Origin of the sequence: Micromonospora sp. NPDC005237, assembly GCF_040607775.1 — a bacterium.
In the GTDB taxonomy this organism is placed as follows: domain Bacteria; phylum Actinomycetota; class Actinomycetes; order Mycobacteriales; family Micromonosporaceae; genus Micromonospora.
The window spans coordinates 366,732-382,098 of sequence record NZ_JBEXHJ010000005.1 but is presented as its reverse complement, the minus strand read 5'-3'; the positions used below and the strand labels follow the sequence as shown (position 1 = coordinate 382,098).

General features: G+C 72.0%; 14 protein-coding genes. 2 read left to right on the top strand and 12 right to left on the bottom strand.

The window, feature by feature from the left end; genetic code table 11:
• Positions 1 to 73: 73 nt before the first annotated feature.
• The 6 genes from secF to ruvC form a co-directional block, all read right to left on the bottom strand.
• Positions 74 to 1,267, bottom strand: coding sequence for a protein translocase subunit SecF (gene secF, locus ABZT87_RS16630; RefSeq protein WP_354856028.1), 1,194 nt, complete (start codon positions 1,265 to 1,267; stop codon positions 74 to 76).
• A 1-nt stretch (position 1,268) separates the two neighbouring features.
• Complete coding sequence (gene secD / locus ABZT87_RS16625; RefSeq protein WP_355136352.1) at positions 1,269 to 3,146, bottom strand: protein translocase subunit SecD; 1,878 nt, start codon at positions 3,144 to 3,146, stop codon at positions 1,269 to 1,271.
• A gap of 277 nt (positions 3,147 to 3,423) precedes the next feature.
• Positions 3,424 to 3,762 carry a preprotein translocase subunit YajC gene (gene yajC, locus ABZT87_RS16620; RefSeq protein WP_354856026.1) on the bottom strand — a complete coding sequence of 113 codons (339 nt, stop codon included), beginning with the start codon at positions 3,760 to 3,762 and terminating at the stop codon, positions 3,424 to 3,426.
• A gap of 138 nt (positions 3,763 to 3,900) precedes the next feature.
• Positions 3,901 to 4,968, bottom strand: a complete 1,068-nt coding sequence (ruvB, locus tag ABZT87_RS16615) for a Holliday junction branch migration DNA helicase RuvB (protein ID WP_354856025.1) — start codon at positions 4,966 to 4,968, stop codon at positions 3,901 to 3,903.
• A 28-nt stretch (positions 4,969 to 4,996) separates the two neighbouring features.
• Positions 4,997 to 5,599, bottom strand: coding sequence for a Holliday junction branch migration protein RuvA (gene ruvA / locus ABZT87_RS16610; RefSeq protein WP_354856024.1), 603 nt, complete (start codon positions 5,597 to 5,599; stop codon positions 4,997 to 4,999).
• Positions 5,596 to 6,123 carry a crossover junction endodeoxyribonuclease RuvC gene (gene ruvC / locus ABZT87_RS16605; RefSeq protein WP_234583505.1) on the bottom strand — a complete coding sequence of 176 codons (528 nt, stop codon included), beginning with the start codon at positions 6,121 to 6,123 and terminating at the stop codon, positions 5,596 to 5,598. Before ruvC ends, ruvA begins: the two co-directional genes overlap by 4 nt.
• A gap of 284 nt (positions 6,124 to 6,407) precedes the next feature.
• On the opposite strand from ruvC, the gene ABZT87_RS16600 reads away from it, so the two are divergent.
• Together ABZT87_RS16600 and ABZT87_RS16595 are read left to right on the top strand one after the other, a co-directional pair.
• The gene (locus tag ABZT87_RS16600) at positions 6,408 to 7,190 is read left to right on the top strand and encodes a 3-hydroxybutyrate dehydrogenase (protein WP_354856023.1); all 783 of its coding nucleotides are present in this window, start codon (positions 6,408 to 6,410) and stop codon (positions 7,188 to 7,190) included.
• 14 nt (positions 7,191 to 7,204) lie between these two features.
• The gene (locus ABZT87_RS16595; RefSeq protein ID WP_355136350.1) at positions 7,205 to 9,124 is read left to right on the top strand and encodes a helix-turn-helix domain-containing protein; all 1,920 of its coding nucleotides are present in this window, start codon (positions 7,205 to 7,207) and stop codon (positions 9,122 to 9,124) included.
• A 24-nt stretch (positions 9,125 to 9,148) separates the two neighbouring features.
• On the opposite strand, the gene ABZT87_RS16590 is transcribed toward ABZT87_RS16595, so the two are convergent.
• From ABZT87_RS16590 to ABZT87_RS16565, 6 genes are all read right to left on the bottom strand, one after another.
• On the bottom strand, positions 9,149 to 9,757 hold the full coding sequence (locus tag ABZT87_RS16590; protein ID WP_355065747.1) for a TetR/AcrR family transcriptional regulator: 609 nt from the start codon (positions 9,755 to 9,757) through the stop codon (positions 9,149 to 9,151).
• Between the two features lie 11 nt (positions 9,758 to 9,768).
• The gene (locus ABZT87_RS16585) at positions 9,769 to 11,337 is read right to left on the bottom strand and encodes an MFS transporter (RefSeq protein ID WP_355136348.1); all 1,569 of its coding nucleotides are present in this window, start codon (positions 11,335 to 11,337) and stop codon (positions 9,769 to 9,771) included.
• Between the two features lie 120 nt (positions 11,338 to 11,457).
• Positions 11,458 to 12,102, bottom strand: coding sequence for a transcriptional regulator (locus ABZT87_RS16580; protein ID WP_355065745.1), 645 nt, complete (start codon positions 12,100 to 12,102; stop codon positions 11,458 to 11,460).
• Between the two features lie 76 nt (positions 12,103 to 12,178).
• Positions 12,179 to 13,192 carry a branched-chain amino acid ABC transporter permease gene (locus ABZT87_RS16575; protein WP_355065744.1) on the bottom strand — a complete coding sequence of 338 codons (1,014 nt, stop codon included), beginning with the start codon at positions 13,190 to 13,192 and terminating at the stop codon, positions 12,179 to 12,181.
• On the bottom strand, positions 13,189 to 14,070 hold the full coding sequence (locus tag ABZT87_RS16570) for a branched-chain amino acid ABC transporter permease (protein WP_354856017.1): 882 nt from the start codon (positions 14,068 to 14,070) through the stop codon (positions 13,189 to 13,191). Before ABZT87_RS16570 ends, ABZT87_RS16575 begins: the two co-directional genes overlap by 4 nt.
• Positions 14,067 to 15,317: an ABC transporter substrate-binding protein gene (locus tag ABZT87_RS16565; RefSeq protein ID WP_355065740.1), complete on the bottom strand. Its 1,251-nt coding sequence runs from the start codon at positions 15,315 to 15,317 to the stop codon at positions 14,067 to 14,069. The genes ABZT87_RS16570 and ABZT87_RS16565 overlap by 4 nt, the downstream gene beginning before the upstream one ends.
• Between the last annotated feature and the right edge of the window lie 50 nt (positions 15,318 to 15,367).

The following is a 15,367-nucleotide window of genomic DNA, read 5'->3' as shown; positions in this document are numbered from 1 at the left end:
GTCCGGCATGCTGCTCGCACAGCATGCCGGACGCCGTTCGGGCGTTTCCTCCCGGGTCGGCCCCGGGGGTCGGTCAGCGCCGCTTGGCGCCGCCGGGCCGGTTACCGCCGCCGCCGGGGCGACCGCCCCGGGCGCCGGTCGGCCGCTTGCCCGCCGGCCGCGCGCCCACCTTCGGGGCGGCGCCGGCCAGCGCGGCGGAGTCGGGATCGAGCGGCGCGTCGGCCGCCTCGCCCTCGACCGGGGCCGGGGCACCCTTGCCGGTGACCTCGCCACGGCCCGGCGTACCCCGACGGGCCTGCACCCGCTTGTTGTGCGCCTGGATGCGGGGGTCGTAGTTCTTCAGCAGCGCCAGCAGCGGCGTCGCCACCAGGATGGAGGTCAGGAACGCCACCGCCATACCCACGAACAGCACCAGGCCGAGGTCCTTCAGCGTGCCGGCGCCGAGCAGGCCGGCGCCGATGAAGAGCAGACCACCGACGGGCAGCAGCGCCACCACGGAGGTGTTCAGCGACCGCATGAGGCTCTGGTTGACGGCCAGGTTGGCCGCCTCGCCGTACGTCATGTTGTTGTTGGCGGTGATGCCCCGGGTGTTCTCCTGCACCTTGTCGAAGACCACCACCACGTCGTAGAGCGCGAAGCCCAGGATCGTGAGGAAGCCGATGATCGTCGACGGGGTGACCTCGAAGCCGACGAGGGAGTAGATGCCGGCGGTGAGGATCAGGTTGGTGAACAGTGAGGCGACGGCGGCGACCGCCATCCGCCACTCGAAGCGCAGGATCAGGTAGACCATCACCAACGCGATGAAGATGACCAGACCGAGCAGGGCCCGCGAGGTGACCTGGCTGCCCCACGCCTCGCTGACCTGGTTGTCGCTGATCTGGTCCGCGTTGATGCCGAACCGCTGGGCGATGTCGGCCTTGACCGCGGTGGCCTGCTCCGCGCTGAGCTGACCGGTACGCAGCTCGTACGAGTCGCCGCCCGTGCCGCCGACCTTCTGCGCGGTCACCACCTCGGCGCCGCCGCCCTTGGCCGCGAGCGCGGCGTCGACCTGCTCCTCAGCCTGGTTCAGGGTGCCGACGCTGGCCGGCACCTGGAACGAGTTGCCGCCGGCGAACTCGATGCCGAGGCTGAACCCGCGGATCGAGAAGCTCAGAATCGCGATCAGGATCAGGATCCCGGCGACGCCGAACCAGAGCTTGCGCCGGCCGACGACGTTGAGACCGGCCTCGCCGTTGTAGAGGCGGCTCGCCAGACCGTTCTGAGCCATCTCAGGCCTCCTTGGCGCGCGGGTTGCGGGGCTGAGTCTGCTGGCTGCGGGCCGGGAGTGCCCGACCCAGGCCGCTGACCCGCGGGGACAGGAACGCCCGGGTCCGGGCGAACATCGTCATGATCGGGTGCCGGAAGAGGAAGACCACGACCAGGTCCAGCACCGTGGCCAGGCCGAGGGCGAACGCGAAGCCCTTGACCGTGCCGACCGAGACCACGTAGAGCACCACTGCGGAGAGCAGCGTGATCGCGTTTGCCGAGATGATCGTCCGGCGGGCGCGGACCCAGGCGCGGGGCACCGCGCTACGCGGGCTGCGTCCCTCCCGGATCTCGTCTTTCAGTCGTTCGAAGTAGATGACGAACGAGTCCGCCGCCACACCGAGCGAGACGATCATGCCGGCGATGCCGGCGAGGGTGAGCGTGAAGCCGATCTGCCGACCGAGCACCACAAGCGCGCCGAAGACGAGCAGCGCGGACAGGATCAGGCTCAGGAAGATCACCGAGCCGAGCAGCCGGTAGTAGAAGAACGCGTAGATGATGACCAGCAGCATGCCGATGCCGGCCGCGAGCAGACCCGCGCGGAGGTGGCTGGCACCCAGGGTCGCGGTGACGTTCTGCGACTCCTGCGGCTCGAAGGTCACCGGCAGCGCGCCGTACCGGAGCTGACCGGCGAGCGCGCTGGCGTCCTTCTGGGTGAAGTTGCCGGTGATCTGGGAGTTGCCGGTCAGCACGCCCTGGATCTCGGGGGAGGAGACGATCTCGTTGTCCAGCACGACGGCCACCCGGCACTTGCCGTCCTGGCCGAGGGCGGTCGCGTCGCAGGCCTGGCCCTCGTTGTTGAACGCCTCACGGGTCAACGCGGTCCACTTGCCCTGGCCGTCGCCGGTGAAGTCGAGGCTGACCACCCAGGCGTTGGTCTGGTCGAGCACCGCGTTGGCGTCGTCCACGTCGGTGCCCAGCACCTTGGCCTGGTCGAGCAGGTACTTCGAGGCGCCGTCCTCGCAGGACACGACCTGCTGCTTCGGGTCGGAGATCGAGGCCGGGGGGCGCTTGTCGAGCTGGGCGCAGCCGATCGTCGGCACGTTGAACTGCATCTGCGCCGGCAGCACGGCAACCTCTTGCGGGCTCAGCGTGCTGAACGGCTTGAGCTTGTCGCCCAGCGACGGGTCGGCGCTCAGGTCGGCGGGGGCCTGCAGACCGCTGGCGGCCTGCCAGGCGGCGGCGCCGACCTTCTGCTCGACGGCCTTGCGCTGCTCCTCGATGCTCGCCGGCACCGGCTCGGCGCTGGCGCTCGCCGAGGCCGAGGGGGTCGGTGTCGCGCTGGCGGACGGCGCGGGCGCCATCCCGCCCTGTCCACCGCTGCCCGACGGGGTCGCCGAGGGGGCGCCGCTGCCCGACGGGGTCGCCGAGGGGGCGCCGGACGGGGTGACGCTGCCCGGGGCTGCCGTGGCGGCCGGCGGGGCGGCGGCCGTCCCGCTGCCGTCGGCGGCCTTGAGCACCTTGCGGAAACGCAGCTCGGCGGCGCTGCCCACCTCGTCGAGGTTCCGGTTCTCACCGGGCAGGGAGATGACGATATTCCGGTTGCCCTCGGTGACCACCTCGGCCTCGGCCACGCCGAGCCCGTTGACCCGGTTCTCGATGATCTGCCGGGCCTCCTCAAGGTTTTGGGCCGTCGGGGGCTTGCCATCGACGCTGTTGGTCGCCTGCAGCGTCATCCGGGTGCCGCCGATCAGGTCCAGGCCGAGCTTGGGCTCCAGCCGGTCCTTGAAGCTGCCGCTGGCACCGCCCGCGAAGAACACCAGAAGGTAGAGGACCACGAAGATGAACCCGAGCACGGCGAGCTGCCGGCCGGGTCGCATCTGTCCCTGAGGTGGTGCCACGGTTGTCCTGTCTCCCTGTACGGTCGCGCCGCTGCGCGCGGCGGCGGCGAGTGTCGGGCCGGGGGTCCCGGCCAACGGGTCTGACCTGGGCCGACGGGGTGCCGACACAGTGGCCGGACACGCCGGCATGGGGACGCCGACGGCCACGGGAACGTGCCGACGCCCGGCGTCGACCCAACTATCCAGTTTTCACGTCACGTCCGCTGCCCCGTTGGGCGCGGTGGCCGGGGAGCCGGTCACCCGGCCGTACGCCGGAACCGTCACCCCCGCGGGAGGGTCACTCCTTGACGGTGTCCGCGTCCTCGGTGACCGGCTCGCTCGGCAGCTCCGCGCGGGTGACCACCCGGGCGATGGCCGGTCGGGCGTAGCGGGTCTGCACGCCCGGAGCGATCTCGAGCAGCACGGCGTCGTCCTCGACGCCGGTGACCGTGCCGTAGAGCCCGCCGATGGTGACAACCTCGTCGCCCGGGCCCAACGCGGACTGCATGGCCTCCGCATCGCGGCGACGCTTCTGCTGCGGACGGATCATCATGAAATACATGACGCCGAAGAGCAGGACGATCATCAGGATCGGCGTGAAGCCGCCGGCCCCACCACCCGCTGCAAGGTATTGCACGGTTACTGCCTTCCCATTGGCCACCTGTCCGGCACGGGAGTGCCGGAGCGGAGGCGGATTCTCACATCCTGTACAGACCGCGGCGAAGTCTAATCCCTGCACCTGAGAACACCGAATGCGGCACAGATCACGTTCACATCACGGCTGATCGGTGTCCAGGGAGAACAGACCGGGCGGAGACGGGATATCCATCCCAAATGTACCATTCGGTGGAGTACGCCCCAGGTGCCGCCAGGCGGCTTCCGTGGCCACCCGCCCCCGCGGGGTACGCGCCAGCAGGCCGGCACGCACCAGGAACGGCTCGCAGACCTCCTCGACCGTGTCCGGCTGCTCCCCCACCGCCACGGCGAGGGTGGACAACCCGACCGGGCCGCCCCGGAACGAGTCCACCAGCGCGGTCAGCACCGCCCGGTCCAGCCGGTCCAGGCCCAGCGCGTCGACGTCGTACACCGTCAATGCCTTGCGGGCGGTGCCCAGGGTGACCACGCCGTCGGCCCGGACCTCGGCGTAGTCGCGGACCCGGCGCAGCAGCCGGTTGGCAATCCGGGGGGTGCCCCGGGACCGGCCGGCGATCTCCGCCGCGCCGTCGGCGGTGATCGGCACCCCGAGGATGCGCGCCGAACGGTGCAGCAGCGTCTCCAGATCCGCCGGGGCGTAGAAGTCGAGGTGCGCGACGAAGCCGAACCGGTCCCGCATGGGCCCGGTCAACAGACCCGAGCGGGTGGTCGCGCCGACCAGGGTGAACGGCTCGACGTCCAGCGGGATCGCGGTGGCGCCCGGCCCCTTGCCGACCACCACGTCGACCCGGAAGTCCTCCATCGCGCTGTAGAGCAGCTCCTCCGCCGGCCGGGCGATCCGGTGGATCTCGTCGATGAAGAGCACATCGCCCTCGGCGAGGCTGGTCAGGATCGCCGCCAGGTCACCGGAACGCTCGATCGCCGGGCCGCTGGTCACGCGGATGCCGGCGCCCAGCTCCGCGGCGACGATGTTGGCCAGGCTCGTCTTGCCAAGCCCGGGTGGGCCGGAGAGCAGGATGTGATCCGGCGGGGACCCCCGCCGCATGGCGCCCTGCAACAGCAGGTCGAGCTGATCGCGCACCCGGTCCTGAGCGATGAACTCGGCCAGCCGCCGGGGCCGCACGGTGGCCTCCGCGTCCCGGTCGGCATCACTGACGTACGCCGAGACGAGCCCGTCGGTCTCGCTCACCGTGCCGCCTCCCGTCGCCCCTGGGCGGTCATCGGGTACGACCCAGCAGGCGGATGGCCTGCTTGAGCAGGACCGGCACGGGCGGGGTGGCGCCGTCGATGGTCTCCGCCACCGCGGCCACCGCCTGGTCGGCCTGCCCGGCCGTCCAGCCCAGACCGACCAGCGCCTGCCGTACCTGATCGGGCCAGGCGCCGCCGGTCACGCCGCCCACCCCGTCGGCGCCGATCGACACCGGACCGATCCGGTCCCGCAATTCCAGCACCAGGCGCTCGGCGCCCTTCTTGCCAATCCCGGGCACCCGGGTCAACGCGGCGGTGTCGGCGTTGGCGATGGCCTTTCGCACCGCGTCCGGCGTGTGCACGGCCAGCACGGCCTGGGCCAGCCGTGGGCCGACCCCGCTGGCGGTCTGCAACAGCTCGAACAGCGCCTTGGCGTCGTCGTCGGCGAAACCGTAGAGGGTCAGGGAATCCTCCCGGACCACCAGGCTGGTGGCCAGCCGCGCCGGCTGCCCCACCCGCAGCTCGGCGAGGGTCCCGGGGGCGCAGTGCACGGCCAGGCCGACCCCGCCGACCTCGATCACGGCCAGATCCGGACCTGTCGCGGTCACCGTGCCGCGCACGCTGGCGATCATCGTGCTCCTCCTCGTCGTGCCCGATCGGCCGCGGCGGCCAGCTTGGAACGGGTGCCGCCGCGCCACACGTGGCAGATGGCCAGGGCGAGAGCGTCGGCGGCGTCGGCCGGCTTCGGTGGCTCGTCCAGCCGCAGCAGCCGGGTCACCATGGCGGTCACCTGCGCCTTGTCGGCCTGACCGGAACCGGTCACCGCCGCCTTCACCTCGCTCGGGGTGTACGTCTGCACCGGCAGCCCCGCCCGCGCCCCGGCCAGCACGGCGATGCCGCTGGCCTGCGCGGTGCCCATCACCGTCCGGACGTTGTGCTGGCTGAACACCCGCTCGACGGCGACGCTCTCCGGCTGGTGCTCGGCGACCAGCTTGGTCAGCGACCGGTCCAGGTGCAGCAGGCGCAGCGGCAGGTCGTCGGCCGGGTCGGTGTAGACCACGTAGTAGGCGATGAGCGTGCAGGGCCGACCGGGCACCCCCTCGACGACGCCCACCCCACACCGCGTCAACCCCGGGTCGACCCCCAGCACCCGCACGCCGCCCCCTCCCCCAGCCGTCAGCAGTACGTGTGTTCGACACCCTAACTGCCGGCCTTCCCACCGGCCCCACGGGACACGCCCTCCCCCACCCCACACCCCGCGCCACGATCTGGGCAACGTCCCGGAGGTTGCTGCCTCCGACGCCCGAGAGACAGCCTTCCGGCGCGCGGCTCGGCGGGGCGGGCGCGGGCCATGGGGGCAGGGGGCCACACAGCAGGGGTACGGAGTATGTGTCGCTGCCCCATGTGCCGCAGGGCACACAGCTCGTAACTTCTTGCGCCATGACGGCAGAACCCGTGGCGGTCCCCCACGTCGTACAGGTCGACCTCGCTGGTCGGACCGCCCTGGTCACCGGGGGCGGCAGCGGCATCGGGCGGGCCTGCGCCCTACGGTTGGGCGCGGCCGGCGCCAAGGTGCTCGTGGTGGACCGCAACCTGGAGGCGGCCAAGGCGGTGGCCGCCGAGGCCGGCGGACGCGCCGAGGGCGTGGACCTGGCCGACGCGGCGGCCGTGGACGCGCTCGACGTGGACGTGGACATCGTGGTGAACAACGCCGGGCTCCAGCACGTGGCGCCGCTGCAGGACTTCCCCGTCGAGCGCTTCGAGTACATCCAGCGGGTGATGGTGGAGGCGCCGTTTCTGCTGATCCGCCGCGCGTTGCCGCACATGTACGCCCGGGGCTGGGGCCGGATCGTCAACATCTCGTCGGTGCACGGCCTGCGCGCCTCGCCCTACAAGGCGGCCTACGTCTCGGCGAAGCACGCCCTCGAAGGGCTGTCGAAGGTGGTGGCGCTGGAGGGGGCCGCGCACGGGGTGACCGCCAACTGCATCAACCCGGCGTACGTGCGGACCGCCCTGGTGGAGAGCCAGATCGCCGATCAGGCGGCCAGCCACGGCATCGGCGAGGCCGAGGTGATCGAGAAGGTCATGCTGGCGCGGGCCGCCATCAAGCGGCTGATCGAGCCGGAGGAGGTGGCCGAGCTGTTGGCGTACCTCTGTTCGCCGCCGGCGGCCTTCATCACGGGCGCGTCGATCGCGCTCGACGGGGGCTGGACGGCCAACTAGTGGGCCTGAGCACAATGTCGACCATGTCGTCGCCGGTGGAGTTCCTCGAACTGCTCGCTCGCGAGGCCGCCGCGGTGGAGTTCGAGGGCCCGTTGGTGGCCGCGCGCGCCGCCGGGATGCCCGCCGACCGGCTGGCCGAGCTGGAGCAGGCCAAGACTGTGGCGTTGCGGGTTCGCGCGCTGCTGGAGCGCCGCCGCCGTCGCGAGACCGAGCTGTCCGGCCTGTACGACACGGTCAGCGACCTGGCCGGGCTGCGCGACCTGGACGACGTGCTGCGGGCGATCGTGCACCGGGCCCGTCACCTGCTCGGCGCCGACGTGGCGTACATGACGCTCAACGACGACGAGCGCGGCGACACCTACATGCGGGTGACCGACGGGTCGGTCTCGGCCCGCTTCCAGCGGCTGCGGCTGCCGATGGGCGCCGGCCTCGGTGGCCTGGTGGCCCAGTCCGGCGCCCCGTACGTGACCGCCAACTACGGCGAGGACGCGCGCTTTCACCACACCGGGGAGATCGACGCCGGTGTGGGCGAGGAGGGCCTGGTGGCGATCCTCGGGGTGCCGCTGCGGCTCGGTTCCACCTCGATCGGGGTGCTCTACTCGGCCAACCGCTCGGCCCGGCCGTTCGCCCGCGAGGAGGTCGCGCTGCTGGTCTCCCTCGCCGCGCACGCCGCGGTGGCGATCGACACGGCCCGGCTGCTGGCCGAGACCCGCTCGGCGTTGGCCGAGTTGTCGGCGGCGAACACCACCATCCGGGCGCACAGCAGCTCGGTGGAGCGGGCCGCGGCGGCGCACGACCGGATGACGGCGCTGGTGCTGCGCGGCGGCGGGGTGGAGGACGTGGCCGCCGCGGTGACCGAGGTGCTGGGCGGGGCGCTGTTGGCGTTGGACGCCCAGGGTCGGTTGCTGGCCCGGGTGGGCGAGATCGACGAGCCGGACCGGGCGGACATCGTCGAGGCGGTGGCCGCCTCGCGTACGGAGGGACGCAGCGTGCGCCGCGGCCCGCTCTGGTACGCGGCGGTGGTGGCCGGCGCGGAGAACCTGGGCGCGTTGGTGCTGCGTCCCGACGACGAGTTGGTCGACGCCGACCAGCGGATCCTGGAGCGGGCCGCGCTGGTGACGGCGCTGCTGCTGCTGTTCCGCCGGACCGTGGCCGAGGCGGAGGGGCGGGTCCGTGGCGAGTTGCTGGACGACCTGATCGCCCGGCCGCTGCGCGACACCGACGCGCTGCGCAGCCGGGCCCGGCGGCTCGGCGTGGACCTGGACGCGCCGCACGTGCTGGTGGCGGTGGGCGACGACGCGATCGCGGCGACCGGCTCGGCCCGGCAGCGGGTGCTCTCCTGGGCCACCACGTACGCCACGGCGCGCGGTGGCCTGGCCGCGGCGCGCGACGGTCGGGTGGTCCTGATGCTGCCCGGCCAGGATGCCGGTGGCAGCGCCCGCGCGGTCGCGCGGGACCTGTCGCGGGTGACCGGCCGGCCGGTGACGGCCGGGGCGAGCGGCCCGTCGACCGGGCCGGGGACGCTGGCCGGGACGTTCCACGAGGCGGACCGCTGTCTGACGGCGCTGGGCGCGCTGGGCCGCGCCGGTCAGGGCGCCAGCACCGCGGAGCTCGGCTTCGTCGGTCTGCTGCTGGGCACGGTCGGTGACCGGGGTGAGCGGGACGTGGCCCAGTTCCTCACCGCCACGGTCGGGCCGGTGGTTGACTACGACGCCCGGCGCGGGACGGCGCTGGTGAAGACGCTGGAGGCGTACTTCGGGGTGGGCGGCAGCCTGGCCCGGGCCGCCGAGCAGTTGCACGTGCACGTCAACACGGTGACCCAGCGGCTGGAGCGGGTCGGGCAACTGCTCGGCGCGGACTGGCAGCGGCCCGAGCGGGCGTTGGAGGTGCAGTTGGCGCTGCGCCTGCACCGCCTGCGCGCCCCTGCGGGTTGACCCCGCCGGGGGCGCGCGGTCGGGTCAGCGGGCGCGGATGCCGTCGAGGACGCCGTCGACGACCTGCGTGGGCAGGTTCCGCTCGTCCAGCTCCGGGTTCCACTGCAGGACCCGTTGGATCAGCATCGGCCCGGTGAGCAGCGCCATGGTCACCTCGACGTCGATGTCGGGGCGCAGCAGCCCCTCGTCGATGCCGCGCCGCAGCACCTCGCGCATCAGCTGACGCCGGGGCTCGATGATGGTCTGGTAGAGCTGGTATTGGTCCGGGCTGCGGTTCACCGCCGGCACCAGGCAGGGCATGATCTTCGCGGCGCGGGGGTCGACGTTCTGCCCGACCGCGCCGACCAGCAGGAGCAGGTCGTCGCGGACGGAGTGACCGGCTGGCTGCGGCATGATGCCCTTGAGCCGGCGCAGCGCGTCCAGCAGCAACGCGTCCTTGCCGGCCCAGCGGCGGTAGATGGTGGCCTTGCCGACGCCGGCGCGGGTGGCGATCGCCTCGATCGAGAGCGCCTCGACGGTGCTTCCCTCGGCGAGCAGGTCGAGGGTCGCCTCGATGATCGCCTCGTCGGCGCGGATGCTCCGCGGTCGCCCGGGCGACCGCGGAGCATCGGCGGTGGACGTCATGTCGGACATTGTCCCCTAACCTAGGCCGTCCCGGCCAACTCGGGCTCGGCGGCGGGGGCCGCCGAGGCCGGAGCCAGCGCGTCGCGACCCGGCATCCATCGCAGCACCACCAGCACGCCGAGGGCCGCGACGACCGCGGACAGCGCCGCCGCCCAGTGCATGGCGGTGACGAAGGCGTCGTTGGCCGCCGAGATCAGCGTCGGCGCCGCCGGGCCGAGCTTCGCGGCCGCCGCGTACGCCCCGGAGATCGACTCGTTGGCCGCGTCCTGGGCCTGTGCGGGCAGGCCGGTCAACGCGTCGCCCACGTCACTGCGGTAGACCGCGGAGAGCACCGAGCCGAGGACCGCCACGCCGAGCGCGCCGGCCACCTGGCGGACGGTGTTGCTCACCGCAGAGCCCACGCCGGCCTTCTCGCGGGGCAGCGCCGACATGATGGACTCGGTGGCCGGCGGCATGATGTTGGCCATCCCGACGCCCTGGATGAAGAAGACGACAAGCACGATCCAGATCGGGGTGGACGCGCCGATGAAGGCGAACGCGGCCAGCGCCACCACTGTCAGCCCCAGCCCCACGGCGGCGACCGCCCGGCCGCCGTAGCGGCGGACCATCGCGGCGCTGCGCGGCGCGAAGATCAGCTGGGCGCCGGCGAAGGGCAGGAAGAGCAGGCCGGTCTGCAGCGGGCTGTAGTCGCGGACCAACTGCAGGTAGAACGAGCTGAAGAACATCACGCCCATCGCGGCGAAGAACACCAGGCCGACGATCGCCACCGGCGCGGCGAAGCGCGGCACCTTGAACAGCCGGACGTCCAGCGACGGGTGGTCGGAGCGCAGCTCGTGCCGCACGAACCAGGCCAGCACGGCGAGGCCCACCAGGATCGAGCCCCAGGCCACCGGACGGTCGAAGCCGTGCTCGCCACCGTCGATGATGCCGTAGGAGAGGGCCACCAGGCCGACCACGGAGAGCAGGACGCCGAGCAGGTCGACGCGGCCGGGGCGCGGGTCACGCGATTCGGGGACGAGCAGCGCCACCAGGATCACGCCGGCGACGACCACCGGGACGTTGATCAGGAAGACCGAGCCCCACCAGAAGTGCTCCAGCAGCGTGCCGCCGAGGATCGGGCCGATCGCCACGGCCAGGCCGACCGCGCCGGCCCAGATGCCGATGGCCCGGCCGCGCTCACGCGGGTCGAACACGTTGGAGATGATCGAGAGCGTCACCGGCATGATGGCCGCGCCGCCGACCCCCATCAGGGCGCGGGCCGCGATGAGCTGCGCGGGGCTGTGTGCGTACGCGGAGAGCAGCGACGCCAGGCCGAACAGCGCCAGCCCGATCATCAGGAAGCGCTTGCGGCCGGCGCGGTCGCCGAGCACCCCGAAGGTGAACAGCAGTCCGGCGAAGACCAGCGTGTAGGAGTTGATGGACCACTCCAGCTCGCCCTGGCTGGCCCCGAGGCCGTGCACCGGGTCGGCCAGGGTGCGCAGCGCGACGTTGAGGATCGTGTTGTCGAGGACGACGACGAGGAGGCTGATCACCAGCACCCCCAGGATCGCCCACCTCCTCGGGTGTCCCGTGTTCTCGTGCAGTTCCATGCCCGGTTCTCCCCCCGGTTGCACCCGACGCAATACGATACGAGCCAGACTCGTATCGCGGGACAGCCTAAGGGCGGGCATTAACGATACGGAACGGATCCGTATCGTATGTGGCGGGCATCACCTCCGCTGTGCCGCCAGACAGGCGGCGACGGCGGCCGGCAGCCCGCCCAGATGGCCCACCGGCGCGGCCAGCGGCTCGATCCAGCCCGGACCGGCGCCGTACACCCGCAGGCGCGGAAAGTCCCGGGCGAAGCGCACGAGGCGGTACGCGCGGCCGGTGACCGGCGTCTGCGACCAGAGCACGACGGTGTGCGGGCGAGCCCGGTACACCGCGCTGGTCAGGGCGGCCCAGGGCAGCGCGGGCCCCAGGTGCAGGCAGCCGCGGCCCTGCTCCCGCAGGGCGGCGGCGAGCGCGTGCAGGCCGAGGGAGTGCGTCTCCTGCTCGGCCCCGGCCAGCAGCACCCCGCCGACGGGCAGGGAGCGGCCGGGCTCGCGGCGGTACACGTCCAGTCCGACCCGGACACCCTCGGCCAGGGCGTGCTCGACGGCGATCTCGGCGGCGCCACGCCCCGACAACCGCCCCAGCAACGGCCGACAGACCTGCTCCCAGAGCGCCGGCACGCCCCACTCGGCGGCCAGCTCCCGCGTCAGCGCGGCGACACGGTTACCGTCCAGATCCTCGGCCGCCAGCGAGACCCGCTTGAGCGCGGTCTGCACGGCGTCGGCCGGCATCGGCTCGGTCAGCATCGGCTCGGTCAGCACAGACGTACCCCCGGGTAGACGTTCTCTACCCGGGGGTTCGCCGCGAGCGCGCGCGGCGGATGCGCCCGGCGGGAATTTACCGGCGGCGGAGCGCCAGCCGGCGGGCCAGCGCGGCGGCGCTGCCCCAGATGCCGCGCCGGAAGAGCACCACCACGAGGACGAAGATGCCGCCCGTGACCAGGCCGATCGCCTCGAATCCGGAGAACGACAACCAGTCCTCCAGGCGTACGACGACCGCGGCGCCGAGCACCCCGCCCCACAGCGTCCCGATCCCGCCGAGCACCACCACGATGACCGCCTTGCCGGAGGTGGTCCAGTGCAGCACGTCGAGCGAGACGAACCGGTGCCCCACCGCGAACAGGCCGCCGCCGAGGCCGGCGATGAACCCGGACAGGACGAACGCGGTGAGCTTGTAGCGGTGCACCGGATAGCCCAGGGCACGGGCGCGGGCCGGATTGTCGCGGATGCCGACGAGCACCCGGCCGAACGGCGAGTGCACGATCCGCCAGGCGGCGGCCAGCCCGAGCAGCACGATCGGCAGGATCGCATAGTAGAAGTAGTAGTCGTCGGTCAGATCCAGGCCGAAGAACGAACGGGGCACCCCCTGCAGGCCGTTCTCCCCCTGCGTCACGGAGCGCCACTCGTTGGCCACGTAGTAGACCATCTGCGCGAACGCGAGGGTCACCATGGCGAAGTAGATGCCGGTCCGCTTGACCGCGAGATAGCCGATCGGCACGGCGAGGACGGCCGCGGCGAGTGCCCCGGCCAGCACCGCCAGGGGGAACGGCAGGCCGGCGTGGATGGCCACCAACCCGGTGACGTACGCGGAGGTGCCCCAGAACGCGGCGTGCCCGAAGGACATCAGCCCGGTGAAGCCGAGCAGCAGGTCCACCGCCACGGCGAACAGCGCCCAGCAGAGGATGTCCACCGCGACGGCCGGGTAGAGGCCGTTGGGCAGCCAGGCCGCGACGGCCAGCCCGACGGCGAGCAGCGCGTACCGCACCCAGCCGGGGGCGTGGGCCACGGCGACCAGCCCGGACGGCGGCGTCGAGCGGGACGCGTCGGCGGGAGTGTCCACGGTGCTCGTCATGCCGGGGCCTCCTCACGACCGAACAGGCCGGCCGGACGCCAGAGCAGGACGCCGGCCATCACGATGAAGACGATCGTCTGCGACACGATCGGGAAGTTCGACAGGTACGCCTCGCCCCACGCCTGCACCAGGCCGATGCCGAAGCCGGCGGCGACCGAGCCGAAGATGGAACCCAGACCGCCGATCACGACCACCGCGAAGACCACGATGATCAGGTCGGCGCCCATCAGCGGGTTGACCGCGCGCATCGGCGCGGCCAGCACACCGGCGAGCCCGGCCAGGCCGATGCCGAAGCCGAAGACCGGCGTCACCCAGCGCCCGACGTCGATCCCGAACGCCCGGGTCAGGTCGGGCCGCTCGGTGGCCGCGCGGACGACCATGCCGATCCGGGTCCGGGTGAGCACCCACCACACCGCCACACAGAGCAGCACCGCGAAGCCGAGGATGAAGACGCGGTACGTCGGGAAGTCGAACAGGCCGAAGTTCACGGTCCCGTCCAACAGCGCCGGGGTGGCGTACGGGCTGGACTGCACGCCGTAGCGCAGCTTCACCAGGTCCTGCAGGATCAGCGTCAGGCCGAAGGTGAGCAGGAAGTTGTAGAGCGGGTCGAGCTTCGTCAGCCGGTGGATCACCGCGCGCTCCAGGGCCATGCCGAGCAGCCCGAGCCCCACCGGCATGATCACCAGGGCCGCCCAGAACGGCACGCCCGCCTCGGTGAGCAGCACGTACGCGCCGAACGCGCCGAGCATGTAGAACGCGCCGTGCGCGAAGTTGACCACCCGCAGCATGCCGAAGATGACGGCGAGCCCGAGGGCGAGCAGGGCGTAGAACGCCCCGCTCACCAGCCCGTTGAAGGTGTTCTGCGCGAAACCACTCATAGCTTGCAGTCCGCGGACGGCGCGCGGAACGCCTCCGCGGCGGGGATCGTCTTGAGCACCTTCACGTAGTCCCACGGCTCGGTGACCTCGGCCTGCGGCTTCACCTGGGCCAGGTACGCGTCGTGCACCACCCGGTGGTCCTCGGCGCGGATCTTGCCGTTGCGCAGGAAGACGTCCTCGACCGTCTTGCCCTCCAGCCCCTTGACCACGGTGTCCGCGTCGTCGGTGCCGGCGGCCTGCACCGCCTCCAGGTACTGCAGGGCCGCCGAGTAGTTGGCGGCGTGCGCGAACGTCGGCCGGGTGCCGGTCTTCTGCTGGAACCGGTCGGCGAACTCCCGGTTCTTCGCGTCGAAGTTCCAGTACCAGGCGTCGGTGTACGTGGTGCCGGCCAGCGCCGCCGGGGTGAGCGAGTGGATGTCGGTGAGGAACATGAGCCCCACCGCCAGGCCGACGCCCTTCTCGCGCAGCTTGAACTCGTTGTACTGCTTCACCACGTTGACCAGCTCCGCGCCCGCCTGCATGGTGCCCAGCACGTCCGGCTTCGGGTTCAGCGTCGGCGCCTTGAGCAGGAACGTCGAGAAGTCGCCGCTGGTGTTCGGGAACGGCGCCCCGTCCTTCCCGACGACAGTCCCGCCGGCCGCCGTGATCGCGGTGGAGAAGCTCTTCTCCATGTCCTGCCCGAACGCGTAGTTCGGGTAGAGGATGTACCAGTTCTTGCCGATCTGCTCGGTGGTGGTCTTCCCGGTGCCGTTGGCCAGCATGTACGTGTCGTAGGCGTAGTGGAACGTGTATTTGTTGCAGCTCTTGCCGGTCAGGTCGGTCGTCGCCGCGCCGATGTTGAAATAGAGCTTCTTCTTCTCCTTCGCCACGTCGGCCACCTTCAGCGCCGCCGACGAGGTGGGCACGTCCAGGATGAGGTCGACGCCCTTGCGGTCGTACATCTCCTGGGCCTTGGAGTTGGCCACGTCCGGCTTGTTCTGGTGGTCGGCGGTCTCCACGGTGATGTCCTTGGTCACCGCCTTGTCGCCGTACTTCGCGGTGAAGTCGGCGATGGCCATCTCCACCGCCGTCACCGAGTTCTTGCCGGACAACTCCGAGTACGCCCCGGACTGGTCGTTGAGCACGCCCAACACGATCTTGTCGCCGGTCAGCTTCTGATCGCCGCCCGACTGGGGTCCACCGCCGCCGCAACCCGCGACCAGCACCACCGCGGCCGACGCCGCGGCCACACCCACCGTCCTGCGCATGCCCACTCCATCCATTCCGCGCGCCGTCGCGCGGCTCGTCGTTGAGAAGA